Source organism: Rhodanobacter sp. TND4EL1 (assembly GCF_054061035.1).
In genome coordinates, this window is the sequence record NZ_JBSSDT010000001.1 from 945,462 (window position 1) to 969,723 (window position 24,262).

The 24,262-nt window shown below is 64.6% G+C and carries 20 protein-coding genes and 1 tRNA gene; 12 read left to right on the forward strand and 9 right to left on the reverse strand.

The features are described from left to right. Position 1 precedes the first annotated feature (1 nt). From ACVWWQ_RS04395 to ACVWWQ_RS04410, 4 genes are all read left to right on the forward strand, one after another. Complete coding sequence (locus tag ACVWWQ_RS04395; protein ID WP_133949682.1) at positions 2-1,384, forward strand: PhoH family protein; 1,383 nt, start codon at positions 2-4, stop codon at positions 1,382-1,384. A gap of 299 nt (positions 1,385-1,683) precedes the next feature. After that, a complete protein-coding gene (locus ACVWWQ_RS04400) occupies positions 1,684-2,637 on the forward strand; it encodes an aspartyl/asparaginyl beta-hydroxylase domain-containing protein (protein ID WP_133949680.1) in 954 nt (317 codons plus the stop codon). Between the two features lie 59 nt (positions 2,638-2,696). Continuing rightward, positions 2,697-3,599 carry a sigma-70 family RNA polymerase sigma factor gene (locus ACVWWQ_RS04405; protein ID WP_133949678.1) on the forward strand — a complete coding sequence of 301 codons (903 nt, stop codon included), beginning with the start codon at positions 2,697-2,699 and terminating at the stop codon, positions 3,597-3,599. 34 nt (positions 3,600-3,633) lie between these two features. After that, positions 3,634-4,092 (forward strand): carboxymuconolactone decarboxylase family protein, encoded by a 459-nt coding sequence (locus tag ACVWWQ_RS04410; RefSeq protein ID WP_133949676.1) that lies wholly within the window; start codon positions 3,634-3,636, stop codon positions 4,090-4,092. A gap of 66 nt (positions 4,093-4,158) precedes the next feature. On the opposite strand, the gene ACVWWQ_RS04415 is transcribed toward ACVWWQ_RS04410, so the two are convergent. The 3 genes from ACVWWQ_RS04415 to grxC form a co-directional block, all read right to left on the reverse strand. After that, a complete protein-coding gene (locus ACVWWQ_RS04415; protein ID WP_133949674.1) occupies positions 4,159-5,172 on the reverse strand; it encodes an isocitrate dehydrogenase in 1,014 nt (337 codons plus the stop codon). A 165-nt stretch (positions 5,173-5,337) separates the two neighbouring features. Next, a complete protein-coding gene (locus ACVWWQ_RS04420) occupies positions 5,338-5,718 on the reverse strand; it encodes a carboxymuconolactone decarboxylase family protein (RefSeq protein WP_133949672.1) in 381 nt (126 codons plus the stop codon). Beyond that, the gene (gene grxC, locus ACVWWQ_RS04425) at positions 5,715-5,978 is read right to left on the reverse strand and encodes a glutaredoxin 3 (RefSeq protein ID WP_099651732.1); all 264 of its coding nucleotides are present in this window, start codon (positions 5,976-5,978) and stop codon (positions 5,715-5,717) included. Before grxC ends, ACVWWQ_RS04420 begins: the two co-directional genes overlap by 4 nt. A gap of 122 nt (positions 5,979-6,100) precedes the next feature. On the opposite strand from grxC, the gene ACVWWQ_RS04430 reads away from it, so the two are divergent. The 7 genes from ACVWWQ_RS04430 to ACVWWQ_RS04460 all read left to right on the forward strand — a co-directional run bounded on the left by ACVWWQ_RS04430 (position 6,101) and on the right by ACVWWQ_RS04460 (position 15,087). Further along, positions 6,101-7,720 carry a M48 family metalloprotease gene (locus tag ACVWWQ_RS04430; protein WP_133949670.1) on the forward strand — a complete coding sequence of 540 codons (1,620 nt, stop codon included), beginning with the start codon at positions 6,101-6,103 and terminating at the stop codon, positions 7,718-7,720. 72 nt (positions 7,721-7,792) lie between these two features. Continuing rightward, positions 7,793-8,482: a phosphate regulon transcriptional regulator PhoB gene (phoB, locus tag ACVWWQ_RS04435; RefSeq protein ID WP_133949668.1), complete on the forward strand. Its 690-nt coding sequence runs from the start codon at positions 7,793-7,795 to the stop codon at positions 8,480-8,482. A 74-nt stretch (positions 8,483-8,556) separates the two neighbouring features. Then, positions 8,557-9,819, forward strand: coding sequence for a phosphate regulon sensor histidine kinase PhoR (gene phoR, locus ACVWWQ_RS04440; protein WP_133949666.1), 1,263 nt, complete (start codon positions 8,557-8,559; stop codon positions 9,817-9,819). A gap of 53 nt (positions 9,820-9,872) precedes the next feature. After that, positions 9,873-11,966, forward strand: coding sequence for a polyphosphate kinase 1 (gene ppk1, locus ACVWWQ_RS04445; protein ID WP_133949664.1), 2,094 nt, complete (start codon positions 9,873-9,875; stop codon positions 11,964-11,966). A gap of 81 nt (positions 11,967-12,047) precedes the next feature. After that, positions 12,048-13,565, forward strand: a complete 1,518-nt coding sequence (locus ACVWWQ_RS04450) for a Ppx/GppA phosphatase family protein (protein ID WP_133949662.1) — start codon at positions 12,048-12,050, stop codon at positions 13,563-13,565. A 64-nt stretch (positions 13,566-13,629) separates the two neighbouring features. Continuing rightward, positions 13,630-14,346 carry a peptidylprolyl isomerase gene (locus ACVWWQ_RS04455; RefSeq protein WP_133949660.1) on the forward strand — a complete coding sequence of 239 codons (717 nt, stop codon included), beginning with the start codon at positions 13,630-13,632 and terminating at the stop codon, positions 14,344-14,346. A 9-nt stretch (positions 14,347-14,355) separates the two neighbouring features. Then, positions 14,356-15,087, forward strand: coding sequence for a UDP-2,3-diacylglucosamine diphosphatase (locus tag ACVWWQ_RS04460; RefSeq protein WP_133949658.1), 732 nt, complete (start codon positions 14,356-14,358; stop codon positions 15,085-15,087). Between the two features lie 526 nt (positions 15,088-15,613). Here ACVWWQ_RS04460 and ACVWWQ_RS04465 read toward each other — a convergent pair. From ACVWWQ_RS04465 to ACVWWQ_RS04490, 6 genes are all read right to left on the reverse strand, one after another. Next, positions 15,614-15,706: transfer RNA gene (locus ACVWWQ_RS04465), tRNA-Ser, on the reverse strand. 78 nt (positions 15,707-15,784) lie between these two features. Continuing rightward, positions 15,785-15,988 carry a carbon storage regulator CsrA gene (gene csrA, locus ACVWWQ_RS04470; RefSeq protein ID WP_099651726.1) on the reverse strand — a complete coding sequence of 68 codons (204 nt, stop codon included), beginning with the start codon at positions 15,986-15,988 and terminating at the stop codon, positions 15,785-15,787. A gap of 272 nt (positions 15,989-16,260) precedes the next feature. Continuing rightward, positions 16,261-18,888, reverse strand: coding sequence for an alanine--tRNA ligase (gene alaS, locus ACVWWQ_RS04475; RefSeq protein WP_133949656.1), 2,628 nt, complete (start codon positions 18,886-18,888; stop codon positions 16,261-16,263). 84 nt (positions 18,889-18,972) lie between these two features. Further along, positions 18,973-19,476 (reverse strand): regulatory protein RecX, encoded by a 504-nt coding sequence (locus ACVWWQ_RS04480; protein WP_208321604.1) that lies wholly within the window; start codon positions 19,474-19,476, stop codon positions 18,973-18,975. A gap of 248 nt (positions 19,477-19,724) precedes the next feature. Further along, positions 19,725-20,762 carry a recombinase RecA gene (gene recA, locus ACVWWQ_RS04485; RefSeq protein ID WP_099651723.1) on the reverse strand — a complete coding sequence of 346 codons (1,038 nt, stop codon included), beginning with the start codon at positions 20,760-20,762 and terminating at the stop codon, positions 19,725-19,727. 137 nt (positions 20,763-20,899) lie between these two features. Further along, complete coding sequence (locus tag ACVWWQ_RS04490) at positions 20,900-21,409, reverse strand: CinA family protein (RefSeq protein WP_099651722.1); 510 nt, start codon at positions 21,407-21,409, stop codon at positions 20,900-20,902. Between the two features lie 89 nt (positions 21,410-21,498). Here ACVWWQ_RS04490 and mutS point away from each other — a divergent pair, with 89 nt between their 5' ends. After that, complete coding sequence (gene mutS / locus ACVWWQ_RS04495; RefSeq protein ID WP_133949651.1) at positions 21,499-24,120, forward strand: DNA mismatch repair protein MutS; 2,622 nt, start codon at positions 21,499-21,501, stop codon at positions 24,118-24,120. The last annotated feature ends 142 nt before the right edge of the window (positions 24,121-24,262 follow it).

Here is a 24,262-nt window from a genome sequence, read left to right on the forward strand (position 1 = left end):
CATGACCGGAAGCAAGCGCATCTACGCTCTCGATACCAACGTCCTGCTGCACGATCCGACGTCGCTGTTCCGTTTCGAGGAACACGACGTGTTCATCCCGATGACTGTGCTGGAGGAACTGGACGAAAAGAAGAAAGGCGCCTCGGAGGTTTCGCGCAATGGACGCCAGGTCAGCCGTTTCCTCAACGAACTGGTTGAACTGGGCAAGCAGCATGATCTGGCCGAAGGTCTGGAACTGAGCAATCCGCAGGGCATCAAGCTCAAGCGTGGCGGATCGGTGGGACGCCTGTACTTCCAGCACCGCACCAGCAGCAATGGCCACGGCAAGGCCGACAATCAGATCCTCGCAGCGGTGATCGAGCTGCGCGACCAGAACCCCGGTCGCGATGTCATTCTGGTCACCAAGGACATCAACCTCCGGATCAAGGCCAGCATCAACGGCATCGTCGCCGAGGATTACGAGAACGATCGCGCGCTGGACGATTTCTCGCTGCTCTATACCGGTTCTGCCGAGCTGACCGAGGACTTCTGGAACCTGCATCCGGAAGTGCGCTCGTGGACCGAGCGCGGACGCACGTTCTACGAGGTGAACCGACGCGAGGAAGACGACTGGCATCCGAATCAGTGCCTGTATCTGCCGGGCGAGAACGCGGTCGAACTGCGCGTGATGCATCTGGACGAGGCCAGTGCCACGCTGGTCCTGCTGGATGACCATTCCCACGCGAATCATCACGTCTGGGGCATTGGTGCGCGCAATCGCGAGCAGAATTTCGCGCTCAATGCACTGATGGATCCGGACATCGACTTTGTCACCCTGCTCGGCAATGCCGGCACCGGCAAGACCCTGCTGGCGCTGGCCGCCGGACTGGCCCAGGTGATGGACCAGCAACGCTACCGCGAGATCATCATGACCCGCGCCACGGTCTCGGTGGGCGAAGACATCGGCTTCCTGCCCGGCACCGAGGAAGAGAAAATGACGCCGTGGATGGGGGCACTCACCGACAACCTCGAAGTGCTCACCAATCCCGAAGATGGCGGCAGCTGGGGTCGCCAGGCCACCAACGACCTGCTCGCCTCGCGCATCAAGATCCGCTCGCTCAACTTCATGCGCGGCCGAACCTTCCTCAGCCGATACCTGATCATCGACGAAGCGCAAAACCTCACCCCCAAGCAGATGAAAACCCTGGTCACCCGCGCCGGCCCGGGCACCAAGATCGTCTGCCTCGGCAACGTCGAGCAGATCGACACGCCCTACCTCACCGAAACCACCTCCGGCCTCACCTACGCCGTGGATCGCTTCAAGGACTGGGATCACTCCGCACACATCACCCTGCGTCGCGGCGAGCGATCCCGGCTCGCCGACTTCGCGGCCGAGTCGTTGTAGGCCGGGGATTCGGAATTCGGAAAGCGCGAGACGCCTACCGCCGCCCCTTCGAGCGAGGGGCGGCGCTCGGCTTCGCCCATGGGAGCTGAGCGGCGCCGAAGACGCTTTTCTGAAGCCGATCCGCCGCTTCTCCGTTTACGCTGAAACCGCGCCGCAAGCGAAGTTGAAGCACCGTTGCCGGCCAAGCCGGGCGCATGCCGCCCGGGAAGAGCGGACAAGGTCATGGGGCGGCGAAGTCGCCGCCGGCAAACGAGTAGAATGACTTTCCTGACTGCTCTGCCACGGCTGCCTCCACCGTCATGATCTTCACCGCCCGCCTCGTTCTGCTCGCCGTGTTCGTCTTCTTCGCGCTGTGCGTGCTGCTGGTGCACCTGCGCGGACGCGTGCGGCTGCGCTTCGATCGCCAACTGGTCGATCATTCGGCGATCTTCGCGCCGTACAACCTGCTGATGTATGCCTTCTCGGCCGTGCCGGCGCGGCCCATCCTCGACCGCCGCGGATTCCCGCAACTGGATCTGCTGCAGGCGAACTGGCAGACCATCCGTGACGAGGCGATGCAGCTGTTCGACGACGGCCATATCCGCGCCGCCGCGAAGAACGACGACGCCAGCTTCAACAGCTTCTTCAAGCAAGGCTGGAAGCGCTTCTACCTGAAGTGGTACGGCGAGCCGCTGGCCTCGGCCGAGGCGCTGTGCCCGAAAACGGTCGAGCTGCTCAACGCCATCCCCGGCATCAAGGCGGCGATGTTCGCCACGCTGGCGCCGAACAGCAAACTCAATCCGCATCGCGATCCGTTCGCCGGCTCGCTGCGCTACCACCTGGGCCTGATCACGCCGAACTCGCGCGACTGCCGCATCTTCGTCGACGGCGAGGAACATGCCTGGGGCGACGGCAAGGACGTGGTATTCGACGAAACCTTCGTGCACTGGGTGGAAAACAAGACCGACCAGACCCGGGTGATCCTGTTTGCCGACGTCGAACGCCCGTTGCGTACACGCTGGATGAGCGCGATCAACCATCGCGTGGGCGCGTTCATGGGCAAGATCACCGCTTCGCCCAACAGCGACGGCGGCTCGGAAAAGACCGGCTTCGTGAATCGCCTGTACGCGATGAGTCAGCGCAAGGGCGCCTCGCACCGCTGGAAGGCCGAGTTCAAGCGCCGCCACCGGACGCTGTACAAAACCGGCAAGTATGTGGGCATCGCGCTGCTGGTCTGGCTGATTTTCCTGGCACCGTGGCCGCTGTTTCGCTGACTTGTCACATCCGGTGACCGCCGTGCGTCCTTGATCAGGACGCCTCAACGGAGAACACCATGGATCCGCAGACCGCCTTGTTCCAGCAGCACCGTTCGCGCCTTTTCGGACTGGCCTACCGCATGCTCGGCACGCCCGGTGATGCGGAAGACGTGCTGCATGACGCCTGGCTGCGCTGGCATGCGCAGGACACCACGACGCTGGACGACGCGGAAGCCTGGCTGGTGACGGTCACCACCCGGCTCGCGCTGGATCGGCTGCGCCGCGTCAAAACCGAGCGCGCACACTATCCCGGCCCCTGGCTACCCGAGCCGTTGCTGGCTGAGGCCGATGAACCCGGGTCTCAGGTGGAGCGAGCGGAAAGCCTCACGCTCAGCTTCCTGTTGCTGATGGAGCGGCTCAGCGCCGAGGAACGCGCGGCCTTCCTGTTGCGCGAAGTGTTCGACTACAGCCACGCCGAAACGGCAGCTATGCTCGGCATCGGCGAGGACGCCTGTCGCCAGCGCGTGCATCGTGCGAAACAACGCCTGCGCGAGGCGCGGCCACGCCACGGTGCGCCCGATGCCCGCCGGCAATACCGCTTGCTGGAGCGTTTCGCCGAAGCCTTGCGACAACCGGATCTGGACAACCTGCGGGCGTTGTTCGCCGAAGACGCCGTGCACATCTCCGACGGCGGCGGTCTGGTCACGGCCACCCTGCATCCACTGCATGGTGCCGAACGGCTGGCCCGGCTGTATCTGCAGATCGCGCGGCATCAGCAAGCCGATGGCGTGCGCCACGAAATTCATCACCTCAACGGCGCACCGGCGCTGCTCAGCTGGCAGGGCGACAGCCTGATATCAGCCAGCTGGATCGATGAGGACGGCGCGGGGATCAGCACGATCCACGCCCTGCGCCATCCCGGAAAGCTGGCCCGGCTGGCCGCTGTCACGAAATCCACGAGCTCTGCGTCCTTGCATTGAACGGCCCATCCGGGCTCACCCCAAGGAGTTCTCCATGTCATCCCGTCAATCCTCTGCCCCCGCCTCGGACGCCATCAAGCCGCTGTTCGCGCTGGGCAAGTATCTGCAAACCACCAGCCTTGAGCGGCCGCTGATCGAACTGGTGCTGATGCGCGCGTCCCAGCTCAACGGCTGCGCCTACTGCATGGACATGCACAGCAAGGACGCCCGCGCCGCCGGCGAAACCGAGCAGCGCCTGTACGTGCTGCCGGCATGGCGCGAGGCGCCGTTCTACAGCGATCGCGAACGCGCCGCGCTGGCCTGGTGCGAGGCGGTCACCCGGCTCGACCCGATCCATGGCGTAACTGACGAGGTCTTCGAGCAGGCGCGCGCCCAGTTCAGCGAAAAGGAGCTGGGTGATCTCAACATGGCAGTGATCCTGATCAACGCGTGGAACCGCATCGCGATCCCGTTCCAGAGCGTGCCGGGCACGTATCAGCCCGCGAAACACTGACTGGCGGCGCCAAGAAAAAAGCCGCGGCTGACTGCCGCGGCTTTTTGCATTTTCAAGGCCGGATGTTCAGCCCTTGATACGCTTCACCAGCGCATCGGCGAAGCTGCTGGTGCTGCCCTTGCCACCGATATCCGGCGTGACGCTGTCGCGGTCGTCGGTCATGGTGGCGCGGATCGCCTGGCGCAGCTGGTCGCCCTTGGCCACCATGTCCAGGTAGTCGAGCATGTCGGCCGCTGCCAGCAGCAGCGCGCACGGGTTGGCGATGCCGCGGCCTGCGATGTCCGGCGCCGAGCCATGCACGGCCTCGAAGATCGCCGCGTGCTCGCCGATGTTGTCGCCCGGCGCCAGGCCGAGGCCACCGACCAGACCCGCGCACAGGTCGGACAGGATGTCGCCGAACAGGTTGGTGGTGACGATCACGTCGAACTGCTCGGGCTTCATCACCAGCTGCATGCAGGTGTTGTCCACGATCATCTCGTTGAACTCGATCTGCGGATATTCCTTGGCGATCTCGCGCGCCACGTTGAGGAACAGGCCCGAGCTGGTCTTCAGGATGTTCGCCTTGTGCACGGCGGTGACCTTCTTGCGGCCCTTCTTCACCGCCAGTTCGAACGCATAGCGCACGATCCGGCTGCTGCCCTTGCGCGTATTGCGGGCCACCGACTCGGCGATCTCGCCATCTTCGGACAGCGTCTGACCCTCGGAGCGATAGGCGCCTTCGGTATTCTCGCGCACGGTGATGATGTCGATGTTTTCGTACCGCGACTTGGTGCCGGGGAAGCTCACCGCCGGGCGCACGTTCGCGTACAGGTCGAAGTGACGGCGCAGGGTGACATTGACCGAGGTGAAGCCGCCGCCGATGGGCGTGGTCAACGGTCCCTTCAGGGCCACCTTGTGCTCGGCGATCTTGTCCAGCGTGGCCTGCGGCAGCAGGTCGCCGTGCTTGTCCAGCGCGACCATGCCGGCGTCGACGAAATCGTAGGTCAGGCCACAGTCCAGCGCGTCGAGCACGCGCAGGGTGGCAGTCATGATCTCCGGGCCGATGCCATCGCCGGGGATCACGGCAATCGTCTTGCTCATGGGGAAACTCCTTGAAACGGGCTATCGAGCAGACGGCGCATCGAGGGGGAAGCGCCGTCTGAAACCGTTCAATTATCGCCCATGTGGCCTCACGCGAACAGGGCTGCACCGCGCAAGGCGTTGAAAATACTCGCACGCAGCGTTGCGAAAAGCCGCATCCACGGCTTACGCGTGATCGACGCAGGCTCCGCTTTCGTCGGCGTCGCCGGATTCAAGCTGATCGAGCAGGTCCACTGCCCGACGCAAGTGCGGAATCACGATCGAGCCACCGACGACCAGCCCGACGCTGAACACCTCGAAGAACTCATCGCGCTGTACACCGGCCTGCTTGCACTGCGCCACGTGATAACTGATGCAGTCATCGCAACGCAGCACCATGGATGCCACCAGGCCCAGCATCTCCTTGGTCTTGACGTCCAGCGCGCCGGCCTTGTAGGTCTGCGTATCAAGCGCAAAGAAGCGGCGAACGACCTGATTGTCCTCACCCAGGATGCGCTCGTTCATGCGCTGGCGAAACGCGCTGAATTCGGCAAGCTTGTCGCTCATGCGCCCTGCTCCAGCATTTGCGCCAGCTTGCCGCTGCGGTCGGCGGCCACCAGTTCGTCATAGCCACCCACGAACTGATCGTTGATGAAGATCTGCGGCACCGTGCGGTGCCCGCCGCTGCGCGCCAGCATAGCCGCGCGCTGCACCGGATCGGTGTCCACGCGTACCTCGGTCCACTCCAGCCCCTTCGACTTCAGCAGGTTCTTGGCCGACACGCAGTAGGGACACACGGCCGTCGAATAGAGTTCGATCTTGGACATTGAACGCTCCGCAACAAGGAATAGGATCCCCATCAGATGGGGGTGCGCGCCGCCACCTCAACCAGACGGCATGATGAACCGACGCAGGTCGGCATGGTCACAATGCTATTGTCGCCGAACCTATGACCATGGCACCACGCCCCCCGCTCCGACTGCTCACCACCTTGCTCTGCGCCGCGCTGGCGAGCACCGTCAGTGCCCAGCAGGACGTGCGCCTGCCCGATCTGGGCAGTTCCGCCAATGCCCTGATTTCGCCCAGCGAAGCCCAGGACTACGGCGCGTCCATGCTGCGCCAGATGCGCGCGTTGAACATGGTGGTCGACGATCCGCTGCTGGATGACTACATCAACGACCTCGGCTACCGGCTGGTGGCGAGCAGTGACAAGCCCAAGGACCATTTCTCGTTCTTCATCGTCAAGGACCCGGAAATCAATGCGTTCGCCGCACCCGGCGGCTACATCGCCGTGAACTCCGGCCTGATGACGATCACCCGCGACGAAAGCGAGCTGGCCGGCGTGATCGCCCACGAGATCGGCCACATCACCCAGAACCACTTGCAGCGTGCCTTCGAGGATTCGAAGAAGGACGCCCCCCTGATGGCGCTGGTGCTGCTAGGTGCGATCGCGGCAGGCGCCAGCGGTCACAGCGGGGACGCGCCCATCGCGGTACTTGCCGGCGGCCAGGGCCTGCTCGCGCAGAAGTCGATCAATTTCACCCGCAAGGACGAGATCGAAGCCGACCGGGTCGGCATCCAGACCCTATCCAAGGCCGGCTTCGACCCCAACGCCATGGCCGGCTTCTTCCAGCGCATGCAGGATGTATTGAGTGCCGGCGCCGGCGGCGAAGACGTGCCCGCATTGTTGCAGACGCACCCGGTGACCACGGCCCGCATCAGCGATGCCAAGGCCCGCGCCGGTGCGCTGATTGCCGCGCAAAAACAGCGCGCGAGCACCAGCGTGCTGGACCGCCAGCAATGGGAGAAAAGCACCGCACCGATTGCCTTCGTGAAGGATCCGACGACCCTGCTGGCGCCGAGTCGCCCCGACAAGCTGAATAACTATGCACTGATGCGGGAGCGCGTCCGCGTGCTGGCGGGCGACGCCACCCGCATGGCCACGTATTACGCCTCCAGCCTGCATGCACAACACGGCTTCGACACGCCGGCAAATCACTATGGCTTCGCCCTGGCGCTGACCCGCAGTGGCCGCGGCACGCTGGCCATCGATCAATTGCAGCCGCTGTTGAAAAGCCATCCGGAAAACCTTGTTCTGAAACTGGCCCTGGCCGATGCGCGCCTGCAAGCCGGGCAACGCGCACAGGCGCTTGCGATCTACGCCGAACTCAACACCGGGTCGCCGCGCAATCGCGCGGTCGCGCTGGCCTATGCAGACGCACTGACCGCTGGCGGTGACAAGGATCAGGCCCGCCTCGCCGCCAACATGCTGCGGCCGTTGCTGGACAACGCCAGCGAACCGGAGATCTACAGCACCTACGCGCGCGCCAGTGACAAGGCCGGTGACAGCGTGCGCGCCGGCGAAGCGTTCGCGGATGCCAGCTATTACTCGGGACGACCCTATGATGCGATGGAACAGCTCAAGCGCCTGCTCAAGCGGGAAGACCTGGACTACTACGCACGCGTGCGGATCCAGGCGCGCATCGCCGAACTGACCCCGCTGGTCATGGAATTGAACAAACGGCGGATCAAAACCGAGGACCGTCCGGACGGTGGCTCACGGCAATAAGGTGGCCACTGTCATCCACGCGTAACATTGATCCGCTGCAATACTTTCGTCATCCGCTACGGCAGACCACGCGTGCACAAACGCATTCTCATTGTTGAAGACGAAACTTCCATTCGCGAGATGATTGCCTTTGCATTGCGCAAGGCCGGCATGGAGGCGATGCAGGCCGCCGATGCCCGTGAAGCGCAACTGGCACTCTCCGAGCAGGTGCCGGACCTGATCCTCCTGGACTGGATGCTGCCTGGCATGAGCGGGCTGGAACTGGCCCGCCGTTTGCGCAAGGAGGAGCTCAGTCGCGAGATTCCGATCATCATGCTGACTGCGCGCGGCGAGGAAATGGATCGCGTCAATGGCCTGGAGGCGGGGGTCGATGACTATGTCGTGAAGCCGTTCTCCGCCCGCGAGCTGATCGCCCGGATCAAGGCCGTGCTGCGACGCAGCCAGGGTGACGACGGCTCCGGCGTGATCGAGCTGGGCGGACTGCGCATCGACGGTGCCGCCCACCGCGTGTTCGCCGGTGACGAAGCGGTCGCGATCGGCCCCACCGAATATCGCCTGCTGTATTTCTTCATGACCCACGCCGAGCGGGTCTACTCGCGCGCCCAGCTGCTTGACCACGTATGGGGTGGCAGCGTGTATGTGGAAGAGCGCACCGTCGACGTGCATATCCGACGACTGCGCAAGACGCTTGAACCGTGGAAGCTGGACGAGTTGGTGCAGACCGTGCGCGGCACCGGCTACCGTTTCTCCGTAAGCATCTGACGCGTGCCGCCTCGCTTGCGTCCATCAGCTCTTTTGTCGATGCTGACCAGCACCCTGTCCCTGCCGGATTGCGGATGAGCCTGCGACGCACCCTCGACTGGAAACTGCCCGCGATGCTGGCCGCCGCGTTGGGCGCAGGCGCCGTGCTGGGCTGGCTGGCTGAAGGTGTCGTCTGGACCGGGCTGTCCCTGGTCGCGATCATCGAAGTCGTCTTCCTGCTGACCCGAGTCCGTCATGAACCGAGGGCCATGATGACCGCATCCGCCGCCCCCGGCATGATCCGAAATGACCGATTCATGACACGTGCGCACCTGCTCGCCGCGAACCTGCGCGATCTCCGTCGGGTCGCGGATCGACTCCCCGATGCGGTGGTACTGCTTGACCGCCAGCAGCAGATCCGCTGGTTCAACCAGGCCGCAGCAAGCTTGCTGGGACTGGACCGGGCCCGCGACCGCGGTGTTTCCCTGTCAAAACGACTGGCCGGCTCGGAGTTGGCCCATTGGCTGGATCAGGGTGCGCACGGCCAACTGGACGACGTCCCGGCGCCCGGAGGCGCGGACAACCAGCTCAACGTCACGTTGCTGCCATTCGGTGAACGCGAGCAATTGTTGCTGGCGCATGACATCACCCACATGAAGCGGCTGGAACAGGTTCGCCGGGACTTCGTTTCCAATGTTTCCCACGAATTGCGCACGCCCCTGACCGTGATCCATGGCTATCTCGAATTGCTCGACCCCGAGGATGTTCCCGAACTGGGTTCCGTACTTGGCGAGATGCGGGTGCAGTCCAAGCGGATGGGCCAGATCGTCGAGGACCTGCTGACGCTGTCGCGGCTGGAGACCCAGCACGAGGTGAACGAAGAACGGGTACCCATGGCGGCCCTGCTGGCCACCGTGCGCAAGGAGGCCGAGGCACTCAGTCAGGGGCGCCACCTGATCAGCCTCGAATCCACCGCCAACGCCGACCTGTTCGGTTCGCCGAAGGATCTGCACAGCGCGCTGTCGAACCTCGTCAGCAACGCCGTACGCTATACCCCCACGGGCGGCAGCATCACGATCCGCTGGCAGCGCGAGCCGTCCGGCGCGGTGTACTCGGTCAGTGACACTGGCTTCGGCATCCCGGCCAACCACCTGGCCCGACTCACCGAGCGTTTCTACCGCATATCGTCCAGCCGCTCGCGCGACAGCGGTGGCACCGGGCTCGGCCTGTCGATCGTCAAGCATGTCCTGAACCTGCATCAGGCGCAGTTGCAGATCCGCAGCGAGGCAGGCGCAGGTTCGGTCTTTTCCTGTCATTTCGTCGACGCGCGATTGCTGGATCCCGACACCAACGATTGACGCCGCCGCAGGCGCGCCATGTATTTGCCGTGCGCCTTGGGCCAGAATGAGCCATGTCCACGCCACCCATTTGTCCCTCGCCCGACACGGATCTCGCTGCGCCGGAGTTGTACCTCAGCCGCGAACTCGCTGCGCTGGAATTCAACTTCCGCGTGCTGGCGATGGCACGCGATGCCAGCGTGCCGCTGCTGGAGCGACTGCGCTACCTGAGCATCGTCGCCAGCAACCTCGACGAGTTCTTCGAGGTGCGCGTGGCCATGCTGAAACACCATCACGCCTACGGCTCGGCTGCCCCGGGTCCGGATGGCGTGGGCTCCGGCGAGCTGCTGGCAAGTATCCGCAGCCGCGTGCTTGATCTGGTCGCCGAACAGTACGCCGCCTGGCAGGAACAGATCGGCCCGCAACTGGACGCCGAGCAGATCCACATCCTCACCCGCAAGCGCTGGAACCCGCGCCAGCGTCGCTGGCTGCAGGGTTATTTCGAGCACGAGGTGTTGCCCGTGCTGTCGCCGCTGGGGCTGGATCCGGCGCATCCCTTTCCACGCATCCTCAACAAGACGCTGAATATCGCGGTGGTGCTGAAGGGACGCGATGCGTTCGGCCACGAAGGTCACATGGCGCTGGTTCGTGCACCGCGCTCGCTGCCGCGAATCATCCGCGTGCCAGCCGAAGTCAGTGGCCCGGGCGAGCATTTCGTGTTCCTTGCCGAACTGCTGCAGGCGTTCGTCGACCTGATGTTCCCCGGCCTCAAGGTGGTCGGTTCGTATCAGTTCCGGGTGACCCGCAACAGCGAGCTGATCGTCGAGGAAGCCGAGGTGGAGAACCTCGCACTCGCGCTCAGCGAGGAGCTGGTCGGTCGCGGCTACGCGCGGCCGGTGCGGCTGGAGATCGCCAACGACTGCCCGAAATCGATCACCCAGATGCTGGTGCAGAATTTTCAGCTGGAGGAAACCGACGTCTACCGCTGCGACGGGCCGGTCAACATCATCCGCGCCGGGCTGATCTACGACTGGCTGGACCGCCCGGAACTGAAGTTCCCGCGTTTCAATCCGCAGCTTCCGCCAACGCTGGAAAGCAGTCGCAACAAGTTCGACCTGATCAGCCAGCACGACGTGCTGCTGCACCATCCGTACCAGAGTTTCTCCGCGGTGATCGACCTGCTGCGCCAGGCCACCGCCGACCCGCAGGTGCTGGCCATCAAGCAGACCCTGTATCGCGCCGGCGAAGACACCCCGCTGGTCGACCTGCTGGTCGAGGCGGCACGCCACGGCAAGGACGTCACCGTGGTGATCGAGCTGCGCGCCCGCTTCGACGAAGCGGCCAACATCCGCCTGGCCACGCGCCTGCAGGAAGCGGGCGTGCAAGTGGTCTACGGCGTGGTCGGCTACAAGACCCACGCCAAGATGATGCTGATCGTGCGCCGCGAAGGTCAGGCGTTGCGCCGCTACGTGCACCTGTCCACGGGCAACTACCATCAGGCCAACAGTCGGATGTATACCGACATCGGGCTGATGACGGCCAACCCCGAGATCGGCGAGGACATGCACAAGGTTTTCCAGCAGCTGTCCGGACTGGGCCCGATCATCGACCTGAAGCGGCTGCTGCACTCGCCATTCACCCTGTACGCCAAGGTGCTCGAAAAGATCGAACGGGAAACCGCGCATGCGGCGGCGGGACGTCCGGCCCGCATCGTGGCCAAGCTCAACGCACTGAATGAGGCGAAGGTGATCTCGGCTCTTTATCGTGCCTCGCAGGCCGGCGTGGAGATCGACCTGATCGTGCGCGGCGCCTGTACCTTGCGTCCCGGCCTGCCCGGCATCTCCGAGCACATCCGCGTGCGGTCGATCGTGGGACGCTTCCTCGAGCACAGCCGGGTGTACTGGTTCGCCAATGACGGGGACGCCGAAATCTATTGCGCCAGCGCCGACTGGATGGAGCGCAACCTGATGCGACGGATCGAAGTGGCGTTCCCCATCCTCGATCCGGACCTGGCTGCCCGCGTGTTCGAGGAAACCCTGGCCAACGGCCTGGCCGACAACACCCAGGCCTGGCTGCTTGGCAGCGACGGACGCTACGTTCGCGCCACGCCCGGCGACCATCCGCCCTACAGCGCCCAGCAGGGCCTGCTTGAGCGCTACTGCAAATGAGTCGATCACGATGAATCTTCGATGCAAGCATTTCACGGACGCGTGCGAGAATCGCTTTTTTGCCATCGCGGGAACTCCGGAGTGAGCCCAGCCGAACAGACACCGATTCAAGACGGCGAACTGATCGCCGCGATCGACATGGGGTCGAACAGCTTCCACATGGTGGTGGCCCGTATGGAGCATGGCGAGCCACGCGTGATCGACCGCCTGCGCGACACCGTGCGGATGGCTGCCGGCCTGCGCTCGGATGGCAGCCTCGATGCCGAGCGACGCGCGCGCGCGATGGCCTGCCTGGCACGATTCGGCCAGCGTATCGCGGGACTGCCGTCAATGCGCGTGAGGGCCGTGGCGACCAACACGGTACGGCGCCTGGCGTCGCCACAGACCTTCCTGACCGCGGCGGAAGCTGCCCTCGGCCATCCCATCGAAGTAGTGTCCGGCCGCGAGGAAGGGCGCCTTATCTTTCTCGGCGCCGCCCATGACTTGCCGGTTTCGCGCGAACCGCGACTGATCATCGACGTCGGCGGCGGCAGTACCGAGTTCATCATCGGGCGCGGCCTGGCGCCGTTGCACACCGAAAGCGTGCAGGCAGGCTGCATCGCCTCGACACTGCGCTTTTTTCCGGGCGGCAAGATCAACCGCAAGCGCTGGCAGCGTGCCGTCAGCGAAATCGGCGTACTGCTGCAACAATTCGCCGAGGACTATCGCGAGTCCGGCTGGCAGGACGCTTACGGATCCTCCGGCACCGCCAAGTCCATCGGCTCGGTGGTGCAGGCGATGAAATTCTGCGACGACGGCATCACCGTCGCCTCGCTGGCCTCGTTGCGCGACGCACTGATCGAGCAAGGCCAGATCGGCACGTTGAAATTGCCGGGACTCGTCGAGGATCGCGCACCGGTACTCGCCGGCGGCGTGGTGATCATGGAGGCGGCCTTCGCCGCACTCGGCATCGAGCGGCTGCGGGTGTGCGAAAGCTCGATGCGCGAAGGCCTGTTGTGGGACCTTCTCGGCCGCGCCGGCGGCAGCGACCCGCGTACCGCCAGCATCGATGCGTTGGCCAGCCGCTACGGCGTGGATCGCGCCCAGGCGCGGCGCGTCGAATCGACCGCGCTGATGCTGTTCGATCAGGTCGCACGCCAATGGAAACTCGACGCGGAAGCCCGTGAATGGCTTTCGTGGGCGGCGCGGGTCCACGAGATCGGCCTGGCCATTGCGCACAGTCAGCACCACCACCACGGCGCCTACATCCTGCGTCACGCCGACCTGGCCGGCTTTTCGCGCCAGGAGCAACAACTGCTGGCCGCGGTGGTCGACATGCATCGGCGCAAACCCGACAAATCAGTGGTTTCCGCCCTGCCGCAGCGCTACCGCATGCTGGCCCGCTACACCACGGCCCTGCTGCGACTGGCTGTGTTGTTCCGACGCGCGCGTCGGGCCGAGTCCCTGCCGCAGATGCGGCTGCTCGCCAACAGTCGCTCACTGCGCCTGGGTCTGCCGCAGACATGGTTCGAGCAACATCCACTCAGCGCAGCCGACCTGCAGCAGGAGCAGGCTCCGATGAGTGAGCTCGGGCTGCGACTGGAAGTCTCTGGCAACTGATCCAGACCCACGCCGCCAGATCGCCGCGTATGATGTCCCGAAGCCCCAACCAACTTCTATGTCCATGTTGAAATCCCTGCTCGCCATCTTGCTTCTTTTCCTGCCTGTGACGCTGATCGCCCAGACCGGCAAAGCGGCACCACCCGCAGCCCCGACGCCAGCGCCCCAAGTGGTTCTGAACACCTCGCAGGGTGACATCACGCTGGAGCTGTATCCGGACAAGGCGCCGAAAAGCGTGGCGAACTTCCTGCAGTACGTTCGCGACGGCTTCTACGACGGTACGCTGCTGCATCGAGCCATTCCCGGCTACCTGGTCCAGGGCGGTCTGTACACCCGTGACCTGCAGCCCAAGCGCACGCGTTCCGCCATTCCCAGTGAGGCCGACAACGGCCTGTCAAACCTGCGCGGCACCATCGCGGTGGCACGCGGCGCGGATCCGAACTCCGGCACGGCGCAGTTCTTCTTCAACCTGGTCGACAACCGTCGACTGGATTTCGCCGGCAACCAGAGCGGGTTGACCTGGGGTTACACGGTCTTCGGCAAAGTCATCAAGGGCATGGACGTGGTCGACAAGGTCGCCGCCCTGCCGACCCGCGCACTGGGACCGTTTGCCGGCGATGTACCCAACCCACTGGTTCTGATTGAAAGTGCGCATGTGGTCGGCGAGCAGGCGCCAGCGGCCGCCGGCAGTTCCGCCGAACCCGCCAAGGCGGCCTCGGCCACTACGCCAGCGACGACCAAACCCGCCAAGAAGGCTGGCAAGCGCGCAAGCAAGGGTTGAGGCCGGCCCATGACCACCCTGTTCATCGCCGACCTTCATCTGGACGCAAGCCGGCCGCAGATCACCGGACTTTTCGAGAAATATCTGGCGAGTGACGAGGTGCGTCACGCCAGGGCCTTGTACGTTCTTGGCGATCTGGTCGAGGCATGGATCGGCGACGACGACGACGCCGAACTGCCGGCGCGCATCGCTGCGGCCACACGCGCCGTGCGTGACGCGGGCGTCCCGGTGTACTTCATGGTCGGCAACCGCGACTTCCTGCTTGGCCAGAGCTTCGCCGAACGCGCGGGCATGACCCTGCTCGACGATGGCGTAGTGCACGACATCCAGGGGCGTCCCACGCTGTTGATGCACGGCGACGTGCTGTGCACTGACGATGTCGCTTATCAAGCTGTGCGCCGACAAGTGCGCACGCCCGAATGGCGCGCACAGATACTTTCGATGCCACTGGAAGCCCGCCGCGCCTTCGCCGCCAAGGCACGTCAGGACAGCAAGGCCCATACCGGCAGCACCATGGAAAGCATCATGGACGTCAACGCTGAAGCCGTGGCAGACGCGATGCGCCACGCCGGGGTGACACGACTGATCCATGGACATACGCACCGACCGGCGGTGCATGCACTGGAGCTGGAAGGCCAACCTGCCGAAAGGATCGTGCTGGGTGACTGGTACGAGCACGGGTCAGTGCTGCGTGTGGATGATCAGGGCCAGCTGGAACTTTGCGGGCTGGCGGTGGGCTGAGATCGCCCCGCTCCCGCATTCATCAAAACTCGACTGCCGCCCCCACCGGGTCGCCGTGGAGTGGATGCGAGGTGCCGTTCTCCCTCTCCTGAGCCGCGGTCCCTATTGACCTCATGATCCGCAGAGCGCCACTTCGCGTCCGACTTCCCATTGGGATACGAGGTTTCGATCAGATGCCTGGTCCGCGTTGACGCCATGTTCGGGAAGCTTGAATCTGCGAGAGATTGCTCGGCCTTTCTGGAAGTCCATCCCTTCCGCGCGGCGCGCTCCAGGTCAGTTCCGACCTTTCCTCTGCCGGATTCGCAAAACGTGCCTTGCGGGGACTCGGCTCCAGTCAGCAGCGCGGTGGCGTGGAGTGAGGGATTGTGAATCCCATCCATGGGATTCACCCCTGCGCGCTGCGCGCTCCGGGGCCAGCCTGCGGCTGTCCAAATTCGTTCCAGACGAATTTGTCGAACCGTGAGTTCGTCCACCACCTCTCTCCGCCAGATACGCAAAACGCCCCATTCGGGGCGCTTTGCGTATCTGGCGGAGAGAGAGGGATTCGAACCCTCGATCAGGTGTTTAGCCCGATACTCCCTTAGCAGGGGAGCCCCTTCGGCCACTCGGGCATCTCTCCGGGGTTTTGTTCCGCATTGCTGCAGAGCCGGCAAGGATACTGATCTGTGCTGTCGAGGTAAAGACTTGATTCACTCGATCAGTGATCGGCAGGCTCGTCGGAGGCATGGTCGGGCTCGTTTTCGCCCTTGATGCGCTGATAAATCTCTTCGCGGTGAACAGCGACATTCTTGGGTGCATTGATACCGATGCGCACCTGATTGCCTTTCACACCAAGGACGGTGACGGTCACCTCGTCACCGATCATCAGGGTCTCACCGACCCTGCGGGTCAGAATCAACATGATTTTCCTACTCCATAAAAGCTGTTGGTCACAGGCCTGCAGATTGACGCTGCCTCACCCCTGAGCGCGCGTCTTTCCGCAGTTCGACGAATGATCCGTCGAAGGCCCTACCGCCTTCCCGGCTCACAGCCAAAACACTCCTGAGCGTCCTGACTGGCGGCGTCATCATCGTTGATGGCACCGACACCCGAACGATAGTAACTGAGCGTCATTCCCCTGTGCAATGAGCGTGGATCGTGACAAATGGCACGTTCAGGTTGCGCCATCGTCGGCTAACGCGACGCCACCCAATCCGGCAACGACGCCAGAATGGCAGGCAGTTCCGCCGCATCCGTTCCGCCACCCTGGGCCATGTCCGGCCGACCACCACCCTTGCCGTCGATCTGGCGGGCGACGTGTGCCACGACGTCGCCGGCTTTCACGCGGGCCAGCGCCTTGCCGTGGACACCGGCGATCAGCGAGACGCGGCCATCGGACGCACCCGCCAGCAGGATCACGCAGTCGCCGAGTTGTTGCTTGAGCTGATCCACGCTGTCACGCAACGACTTGGCATCGAGACCTTCCAGACGAGCGGCGACCACCTTGATGCCATCGACGTCGGTGGCGGCGCCGGCCAGATCGGCCGTGGCGGAACCGGCCGCCTTGCTGCGCAGCGATTCCAGCTCACGCTCAAGCTTCTTCTGACGATCGAACAACTGGCGCAACTTCTCCACCGCATCATCGCCACTGCTGGAGAGCAGTTGCGAAAACTCGGCCAGACGACGCTCCTCGTCAGCCACATGGTCCAGCGCGCCGGCGCCCGTCACCGCCTCGATGCGCCGCACACCGGAAGCCACGCCGGCTTCGCTGATGATCTTGAACAGGCCGATGTCACCGGTGCGACCCACGTGCGTTCCGCCACACAACTCGGTGGAAAAATCGCCCATCTTCAGAACGCGGACTTCGTCGCCGTACTTCTCGCCAAACAGCGCCATCGCACCGAACTCGATCGCCGCGTCGTAACCCATGCTGCGGATTTCAGCTGCCGCATTGCGGCGCACCTCGGCATTCACCATCGACTCGACACGGGCCAGCTCATCGTGGCTCAACGGCTTGTGGTGCGCAAAGTCGAAACGCAGACGCTCGGGCGCCACCAGCGAGCCCTTCTGCGTGACATGGGTGCCCAGCACCTTGCGCAGCGCGGCGTGCAGCAGGTGGGTGGCGGAATGATTGAGCACGATCGCCTGGCGCCGTGCAGCGTCGACTTCCGCATCCACCACGTCCCCGCCATGCAGCGGCTGCGTGCCGCGCCAGCGGCCGGCATGCCCGAAAAACACTCCGCCCATCTTCAACGTGTCGCTGACTTCGAAGCGACCGGACGCGGCGGACAAGGTGCCGGTGTCGCCCACCTGGCCGCCAGACTCGGCATAAAACGGCGTGCGATCGAGGATCAGCAGACCTTCCTCGCCATCGGCCAGCTGCTCCACTTGCTTGCCGGCGCGCACGATGCCGAGCACCTTGCTGCCATTGCCATGCAGTGCGTCGTAGCCCAGGAAGGCCGTGGGCGGGAGCTGACTGGCCAGCTCGGCCGGCATCTGGCCCTTGGCCTCGAACTTGCCGGCGGCGCGGGCGCGATCGCGCTGCTCGTTCATGGCCTGCTCGAAGCCGGCCATGTCCACTTCCAGGCCACGCTCGCGCGCAATATCGGCGGTCAGGTCGACCGGAAAGCCATAGGTGTCGTACAGGCGGAACGCGTCCACGCCAGGGATGACCTTGCCCGCCTTCCCTGCCACGTCGTCGAACAGACGCATGCCATGCTCCAGCGTTTCGCCGAAGCGCTGTTCCTCGGTGCGCAATGCATCTTCGACGAAGGACTGCTTCGCGGCCAGCTCCGGGTACGCCACGCCCATTTCCTCGACCAGCGGTTGCACCATCTTCCAGAAGAAGTCACCACGCACGCCGAGCATCCAGCCATGGCGCAAGGCGCGGCGGATGATCCGGCGCAACACGTAACCGCGGCCTTCATTGGAGGGCAGCACGCCGTCGACGATGAGGAAGGAGCAGGCACGAATGTGGTCGGCAATCACGCGCAACGACTTGTTGCCCAGATCGGCCGTGCCGGTCAGTTCGCCGGCCACGCGGATCAGGTGGGCGAACAAGTCGATCTCGTAATTCGAATGCACGTGCTGCAGGATCGCGGCAAGTCGCTCCAGGCCCATGCCGGTATCCACGCACGGTGCGGGCAGCGGGCTCAGCGTGCCGTCGGGCGCGCGGTCGAACTGCATGAACACCAGGTTCCAGATCTCGATGTAGCGGTCGCCGTCCTCGTCCGGCGAACCCGGTGGACCGCCGGCGATGTCCGCGCCGTGGTCAAAGAAGATCTCGGTGCAAGGGCCGCACGGGCCGGTGTCGGCCATCTGCCAGAAATTATCCGAGGCAAACGGCGCGCCCTTGTTGTCGCCAATCCGCACGATGCGCTCGGCCGGCACGCCGACCTGCTTGTTCCAGATGTCGAAGGCTTCGTCATCGGTGTGATAGACGGTGACCCACAATTTGTCCGCCGGCAGCTTGAACACGCCGGTCAGCAACTCCCACGCGTAGGTGATGGCGTCGCGCTTGAAGTAATCGCCGAACGACCAGTTGCCCAGCATCTCGAAGAACGTGTGGTGACGCGCGGTGTAGCCCACGGCGTCCAGATCGTTGTGCTTGCCGCCGGCGCGCAGGCAGCGCTGCACGTCCGCCGCACGCACGTAACCGGGCTTTTCGCTGCCGAGGAACACGTTCTTGAACTGCACCATGCCGGAGTTGGTGAACAGCAGGGTCGGGTCGCTGGAGGGCACCAGCGAGCTGGACGGCACGATGGTGTGGTCCTTGGAGCGGAAATAGTCGAGGAAGGCAGAGCGGATTTCTGAAGTTTTCATGCGGATCGCGATGGCTGGCGGCAACGAATCACGCCGCGATCGAGCCAATCGCCCCGTCGGTCCGTGACCGGCAGGCCATGGATCTCAGGAAATATCGTCGGCGTCGTCCACGTCGGCGTGGGTGACACTCCGTACTGTGGCGGCCGCAAAGCCGCGACGCAAGAGGAACTGCGCCCGACGGGCCCGTTCGGCGCGGTCTGAAGTGCCTGCACCACCGTAACGACGACGCAGCTGCGCCGCCGCGGATGCGTCCCAGTCGACTTCCGCCTGCTCCATCAATTCGCGGATCCGCGCATCGGTCAGTCCATGGCTTTTCAGCTCCACTCGCAGTCGCATCGGGCCGTAACCCTGGGCGATCCGGCTGCGCAACAGCACTTCGCCGAAGCGGTCATCGTCCTGATAATGCTGCTCGCCGAGACGATCGATGGCAGCGCTGGTCTCCTCGCCTTCATAGCCTCCCTGGCGCAACTTGGTCTTCAACTCCTTGCGCGAATGCTCGCGGCGGGCCAGCAGACCCAGCGCCTTGTCATAGGCCGTGCGTTTCGGCTTGGCCGGATCATTCGGACCGGGGCGCTTCTTCATGGCCATGTCAACGGCTCCCTGGCAGGAACGGACTTGCTCAAACATGCGCCACCGGATCGAGTCCGGTGCAAGCCCGGAGCATCGATCCGAAGGTTCGAAGTCGAAAAGCGGCCCCTCGACTCCGCTGCGTCACGCCCGACACGAGCGACCGGACCGTTGTGCCTTGTTGTACCGGAATACAGCACCGAACCGAAACGCACATGGCCCGGACTAGCCGGGCCATGTGCGTGCAACCAGGCGACCACGGTCAAGAATCAGGCTTCCTCGACCACCTCTTCGGCGGTCGCCGCGGCGGGCCTGCCGACCGGCACCAGCAGGCGCAGGCGCAGTTCCTTGTCGATCTCGTTGGCCATGTCCGGATGCTCGCGCAGATATTGGCGCACGTTTTCCTTGCCCTGGCCGATGCGGTCGCCCTTGTAGCTATACCAGGCGCCGGACTTGTCGATCAGGTTCTCGGCCACGCCCAGCTCGATGATCTCGCCTTCGCGCGAGGTGCCTTCGCCGTACAGGATCTCGAACTCGCACTTGCGGAACGGCGGCGCCACCTTGTTCTTGACCACCTTGACGCGGGTTTCCGAGCCGATGATCTCCTCGCCCTTCTTCACCGCGCCGATGCGGCGGATGTCCAGTCGCACCGAGGCGTAGAACTTCAGCGCGTTGCCGCCGGTGGTGGTTTCCGGGCTGCCGAACATCACGCCGATCTTCATGCGGATCTGGTTGATGAAGATCACCAGGGTGCCGGACTTCTTGATGTTGGCGGTGAGCTTGCGCAGCGCCTGACTCATCAGGCGAGCATGCAGGCCGACGTGGGAGTCGCCCATTTCACCTTCGATTTCCGCCTTCGGGGTCAGCGCGGCGACCGAGTCGACCACCACCATGTCCACTGCACCGGAGCGCACCAGCATGTCGGCGATTTCCAGCGCCTGCTCACCGGTATCGGGCTGCGACACCAGCAGGTCGTCGACCTTGACGCCCAGCTTTTCGGCGTAGGACGGGTCGAGCGCATGCTCGGCGTCGATGAAGGCCGCGGTGCCGCCCATGCGCTGGCAGCTGGCGATCGCCTGCAGGGTCATGGTGGTCTTGCCGGACGATTCCGGGCCGTAGATCTCGACCACGCGACCGCGCGGCAGGCCACCGACACCCAGCGCGATATCCAGACCGAGCGAACCGGTGGAGACCACTTCGATGGCTTCGTTGACACGGTCGCCCATGCGCATGATCGCGCCTTTGCCAAACTGCTTTTCAATCTGGCCGAGGGCGGAAGTGAGCGCCTTGCGCTTGTTGTCATCCATCGTCTTGTAATCCGGTTGGGCTGTGAATGGGGAGCATGATGCCCGGATCGAATCTCACGGGCTGCGATCACGCGGGATCGCCGATTGCCGAGCCAGTATCCCACACCGGTCAAGCCGGTCTGGCGGCAGATGGCGCCTTATTCCGTCAGCGCTTTGCGCAGGCCGATGAGCGCCGCCGCCACCGTCTGCCGGCGCACGGCCTCGCGATCGCCCGGAAACTGGAACAGTTTCGCGTGACCGTAGCCACCGCGCCGCTTCCAGCTGATCCAGACCGTGCCGACCGGCTTGTCCGGGGTGCCACCGGAGGGTCCGGCGATCCCGGTCACCGCCACCGCCACGCCGGCACCAAAGCGCGCCAGTGCGCCGGATACCATCTCCAGGGCAGTTTCTTCGCTGACCGCTCCGGCCTGTTCCAGCGTGCGCGGATTGACACCCAGCAAGGCCTCCTTCGCCTCGTAGCTGTAGGTCACCACGCCGGCATCGAACCAGGCCGAGCTGCCCGGCAGATCGGTCAGCGTCTTGGCGATCCAGCCACCGCTGCACGATTCGGCCGTCACCAGCATCAACCGGCAACGCTGCACCTCGCTGGCCACCTCGCTGGCCAACTCGAACAACTCGGCATCGGTAGGAACAGACGACAACTCCATGCGAGACTCCCGGACTTGAATGCACTTTGCGCCACGCGCAGAGGCACCGTTCTACCCGTTCCGCGCGACCACGCCAAGACTTGCATTGCATGAACCAAGACGATCTCACCAAACACACCCCGTTCATGCGCCAGTACCTTTCCGCCAAGGCGGAGCATCCGGACGTTCTGTTGTTCTTCCGCATGGGCGATTTCTACGAGCTGTTTTTCGATGACGCCCGCAAGGCGGCGCGACTGCTCGACATCACGCTGACCCAGCGCGGGCAGTCGGGCGGCGCACCGATCCCGATGGCCGGCGTGCCGTACCACGCGGCGGAGAATTATCTGGCCAGGCTGGTGCGGCTGGGTGAGTCGGTGGCGATCTGCGAGCAGATCGGCGATCCGGCGCTGACCAAGGGCATCGTCGAGCGCAAGGTGGTGCGCATCATCACGCCCGGCACGGTGACCGACGCCGCATTGCTGGAAGACCGCCGCGATAACCTGCTGCTGGCGATTGCCGCCGGCGCGCAGGGTGCCCATGGCTTGGCCTGGGTCGACCTGTCCAGTGGCCGCTTCCTGCTCAGCGAAGTGCCCAGTGCCGAAGCGCTGGCGGCCGAACTGGCGCGCTTGCAACCGGCGGAAACCCTGGTCGGCGAGGACGTGGCCTGGCCGAAACTGGTCAGCGCCCTGCCCGGCCTGCGCAAGCGCCCGCCGTGGCATTTCGATGCGGACGCGGCCAAGCGCGAACTCAACCGCTTCTTCGGCACCCGTGACCTCGGCGGTTTCGGGGTGGACGGCATGCCGCTGGCCGTTGCTGCCGCCGGCTGCCTGCTCGGCTATGTCGAGGAAACCCAGAAGAGCGCGCTGCCGCATCTGACCGGCATGGCGGTGGAAAGCGCCAGCGAGACGATTGCACTGGACGCCGCCACCCGCCGCAATCTGGAACTGGATACCCATCCCAGCGGCCGCACCGAACACAGCCTGCTTGGCGTGCTCGACGAGACAGTGACGCCGATGGGCGCGCGCCTGCTGCGTCGCTGGCTGACCCGGCCGTTGCGTTCGCGCGAGCGGTTGCGCCAGCGTCACCAGGCGATCGGCATGCTGATCGACAGCCGCCGGCACGAGGGCCTGCGCGAACAGCTGCGCGGCATCGGCGACCTCGAACGCATCCTCGCCCGTGTGGCGTTGCGTTCGGCGCGACCGCGTGACCTGTCTACCCTGCGCGACGGCCTCGCCGCGGCGGAGGGTATTGGGGCGATCATCCTTGATCGCGAAAATCAGGAAGCGGCCATCCCTGGCCGCACTTTTCAACAAGAGCCTTCTTCGTTGCTGCGTGCGCTGGTGCAGCGCATCGGCGACCACGCCGACAGCGCCGCCCTGCTCGTCCGTGCCGTGGTTGAACATCCGCCGGTGCTGCAGCGCGACGGGGGAGTCATCGCCGATGGCTACGATGCGGAACTGGACGAACTGCGCCGCCTGTCCATGCATGCCGACCAGTACCTGGTCGAACTGGAGGAGCGCGAGAAAGCCGCCAGCGGTATCAACACGCTCAAGGTCGGCTACAACCGCGTGCACGGCTATTACATCGAGATCAGCAAGGCACAGGCGGACAAGGCGCCCACGCATTACACGCGACGGCAGACCACCAAGAATGCCGAGCGCTACATCACCGAAGAGCTGAAGGGCTTCGAGGACAAGGTGCTGTCGGCGAAGGAACGCTCGCTGATGCGCGAGCGCGCGCTGTACGAGACGCTGCTTGACACGCTCACCGAAAAGCTCGAACCGTTGAAAGCCGCGGCCAGCGCCATGGCCGAACTCGACGTGCTGGCGACGCTTGCCGAGCGCGCCGAGGCGCTGGACTGGAGCGCACCGGAGCTCACCGACGAACCCGGCATCGCGATCGAGCGCGGCCGTCATCCGGTGGTGGAAAAAGTCCGCGACGAGCCGTTCGAACCCAACGACCTGAAGCTGGACGACAGCCGTCGCATGCTGGTGATCACGGGCCCGAACATGGGCGGCAAATCCACCTACATGCGGCAGAACGCGCTGATCGTGCTGCTCGCCCATGTCGGCAGCTACGTGCCGGCCAGTCGCGCAGTGATCGGCCCGATCGACCGCATCTTCACCCGTATCGGCGCGGGCGACGACCTCTCGCGCGGCCAGTCGACCTTCATGGTGGAAATGAGCGAGACGGCCAACATCCTGCACAACGCCACCGCCGACAGTCTGGTGTTGATGGACGAAGTCGGTCGCGGCACCAGCACCTACGACGGGCTGTCACTGGCGCGTGCCGCAGCGGTGCATCTTGCGCGCCATTGCCGCGCCTACACGCTGTTCGCCACCCATTACTTCGAATTGACCGAACTGGCCAGCGAGTTCCCCACCATTGCCAATGTGCACCTGGACGCGGTCGAGTACGGCGAGCAACTGGTGTTCATGCATGCGGTCAAAGACGGCCCCGCCAACCGTAGCTTCGGCCTGCAGGTGGCTGCGCTGGCGGGACTGCCGAAGTCGGTGATCGCCGACGCCCGGCGCACCTTGGCCGAACTGGAGCGCGGCATGCATCAGCACACCAATGCACCCGCGCGCGCCACCGAAGCCTCGCCGCAACTGGGCCTGTTTGCAGCGGCGCAACCTTCGGCCGCCGAGCGCGCGCTGGAAGATCTGGACCCGGATGCACTGAGCCCGCGCGAAGCGCTCGAGGCGTTGTATCGACTCAAGTCACTGGGCTGATTTCCGGTCGCTGATGGCGCGGATTGCGCGCATGAAAAAAGGTCGGCGTCGCACGACGCCGACCTTTCCAGGCCCTCCCTGGCCAATCGTCGATGATCAGGACCGACGACACCTCTCCCCAAACTTCATCGCCCCGACCTCC

Coding starts and splice junctions, on each gene's coding strand:
- ACVWWQ_RS04420 (WP_133949672.1), bottom strand. CDS start 5,718: ATGAGCGACAAGCTTGCCGAATTCAGCGCGTTTCGCCAGCGCATGAAC.
- ACVWWQ_RS04410 (WP_133949676.1), top strand. CDS start 3,634: ATGTCATCCCGTCAATCCTCTGCCCCCGCCTCGGACGCCATCAAGCCG.
- mutS (WP_133949651.1), top strand. CDS start 21,499: ATGAACCAAGACGATCTCACCAAACACACCCCGTTCATGCGCCAGTAC.
- ppk1 (WP_133949664.1), top strand. CDS start 9,873: ATGTCCACGCCACCCATTTGTCCCTCGCCCGACACGGATCTCGCTGCG.
- ACVWWQ_RS04415 (WP_133949674.1), bottom strand. CDS start 5,172: ATGAGCAAGACGATTGCCGTGATCCCCGGCGATGGCATCGGCCCGGAG.
- ACVWWQ_RS04395 (WP_133949682.1), top strand. CDS start 2: ATGACCGGAAGCAAGCGCATCTACGCTCTCGATACCAACGTCCTGCTG.
- phoR (WP_133949666.1), top strand. CDS start 8,557: ATGAGCCTGCGACGCACCCTCGACTGGAAACTGCCCGCGATGCTGGCC.
- ACVWWQ_RS04490 (WP_099651722.1), bottom strand. CDS start 21,409: ATGGAGTTGTCGTCTGTTCCTACCGATGCCGAGTTGTTCGAGTTGGCC.
- csrA (WP_099651726.1), bottom strand. CDS start 15,988: ATGTTGATTCTGACCCGCAGGGTCGGTGAGACCCTGATGATCGGTGAC.
- ACVWWQ_RS04430 (WP_133949670.1), top strand. CDS start 6,101: ATGACCATGGCACCACGCCCCCCGCTCCGACTGCTCACCACCTTGCTC.
- grxC (WP_099651732.1), bottom strand. CDS start 5,978: ATGTCCAAGATCGAACTCTATTCGACGGCCGTGTGTCCCTACTGCGTG.
- ACVWWQ_RS04480 (WP_208321604.1), bottom strand. CDS start 19,476: ATGGCCATGAAGAAGCGCCCCGGTCCGAATGATCCGGCCAAGCCGAAA.
- recA (WP_099651723.1), bottom strand. CDS start 20,762: ATGGATGACAACAAGCGCAAGGCGCTCACTTCCGCCCTCGGCCAGATT.
- ACVWWQ_RS04405 (WP_133949678.1), top strand. CDS start 2,697: ATGGATCCGCAGACCGCCTTGTTCCAGCAGCACCGTTCGCGCCTTTTC.
- ACVWWQ_RS04455 (WP_133949660.1), top strand. CDS start 13,630: ATGTTGAAATCCCTGCTCGCCATCTTGCTTCTTTTCCTGCCTGTGACG.
- alaS (WP_133949656.1), bottom strand. CDS start 18,888: ATGAAAACTTCAGAAATCCGCTCTGCCTTCCTCGACTATTTCCGCTCC.
- ACVWWQ_RS04400 (WP_133949680.1), top strand. CDS start 1,684: ATGATCTTCACCGCCCGCCTCGTTCTGCTCGCCGTGTTCGTCTTCTTC.
- ACVWWQ_RS04460 (WP_133949658.1), top strand. CDS start 14,356: ATGACCACCCTGTTCATCGCCGACCTTCATCTGGACGCAAGCCGGCCG.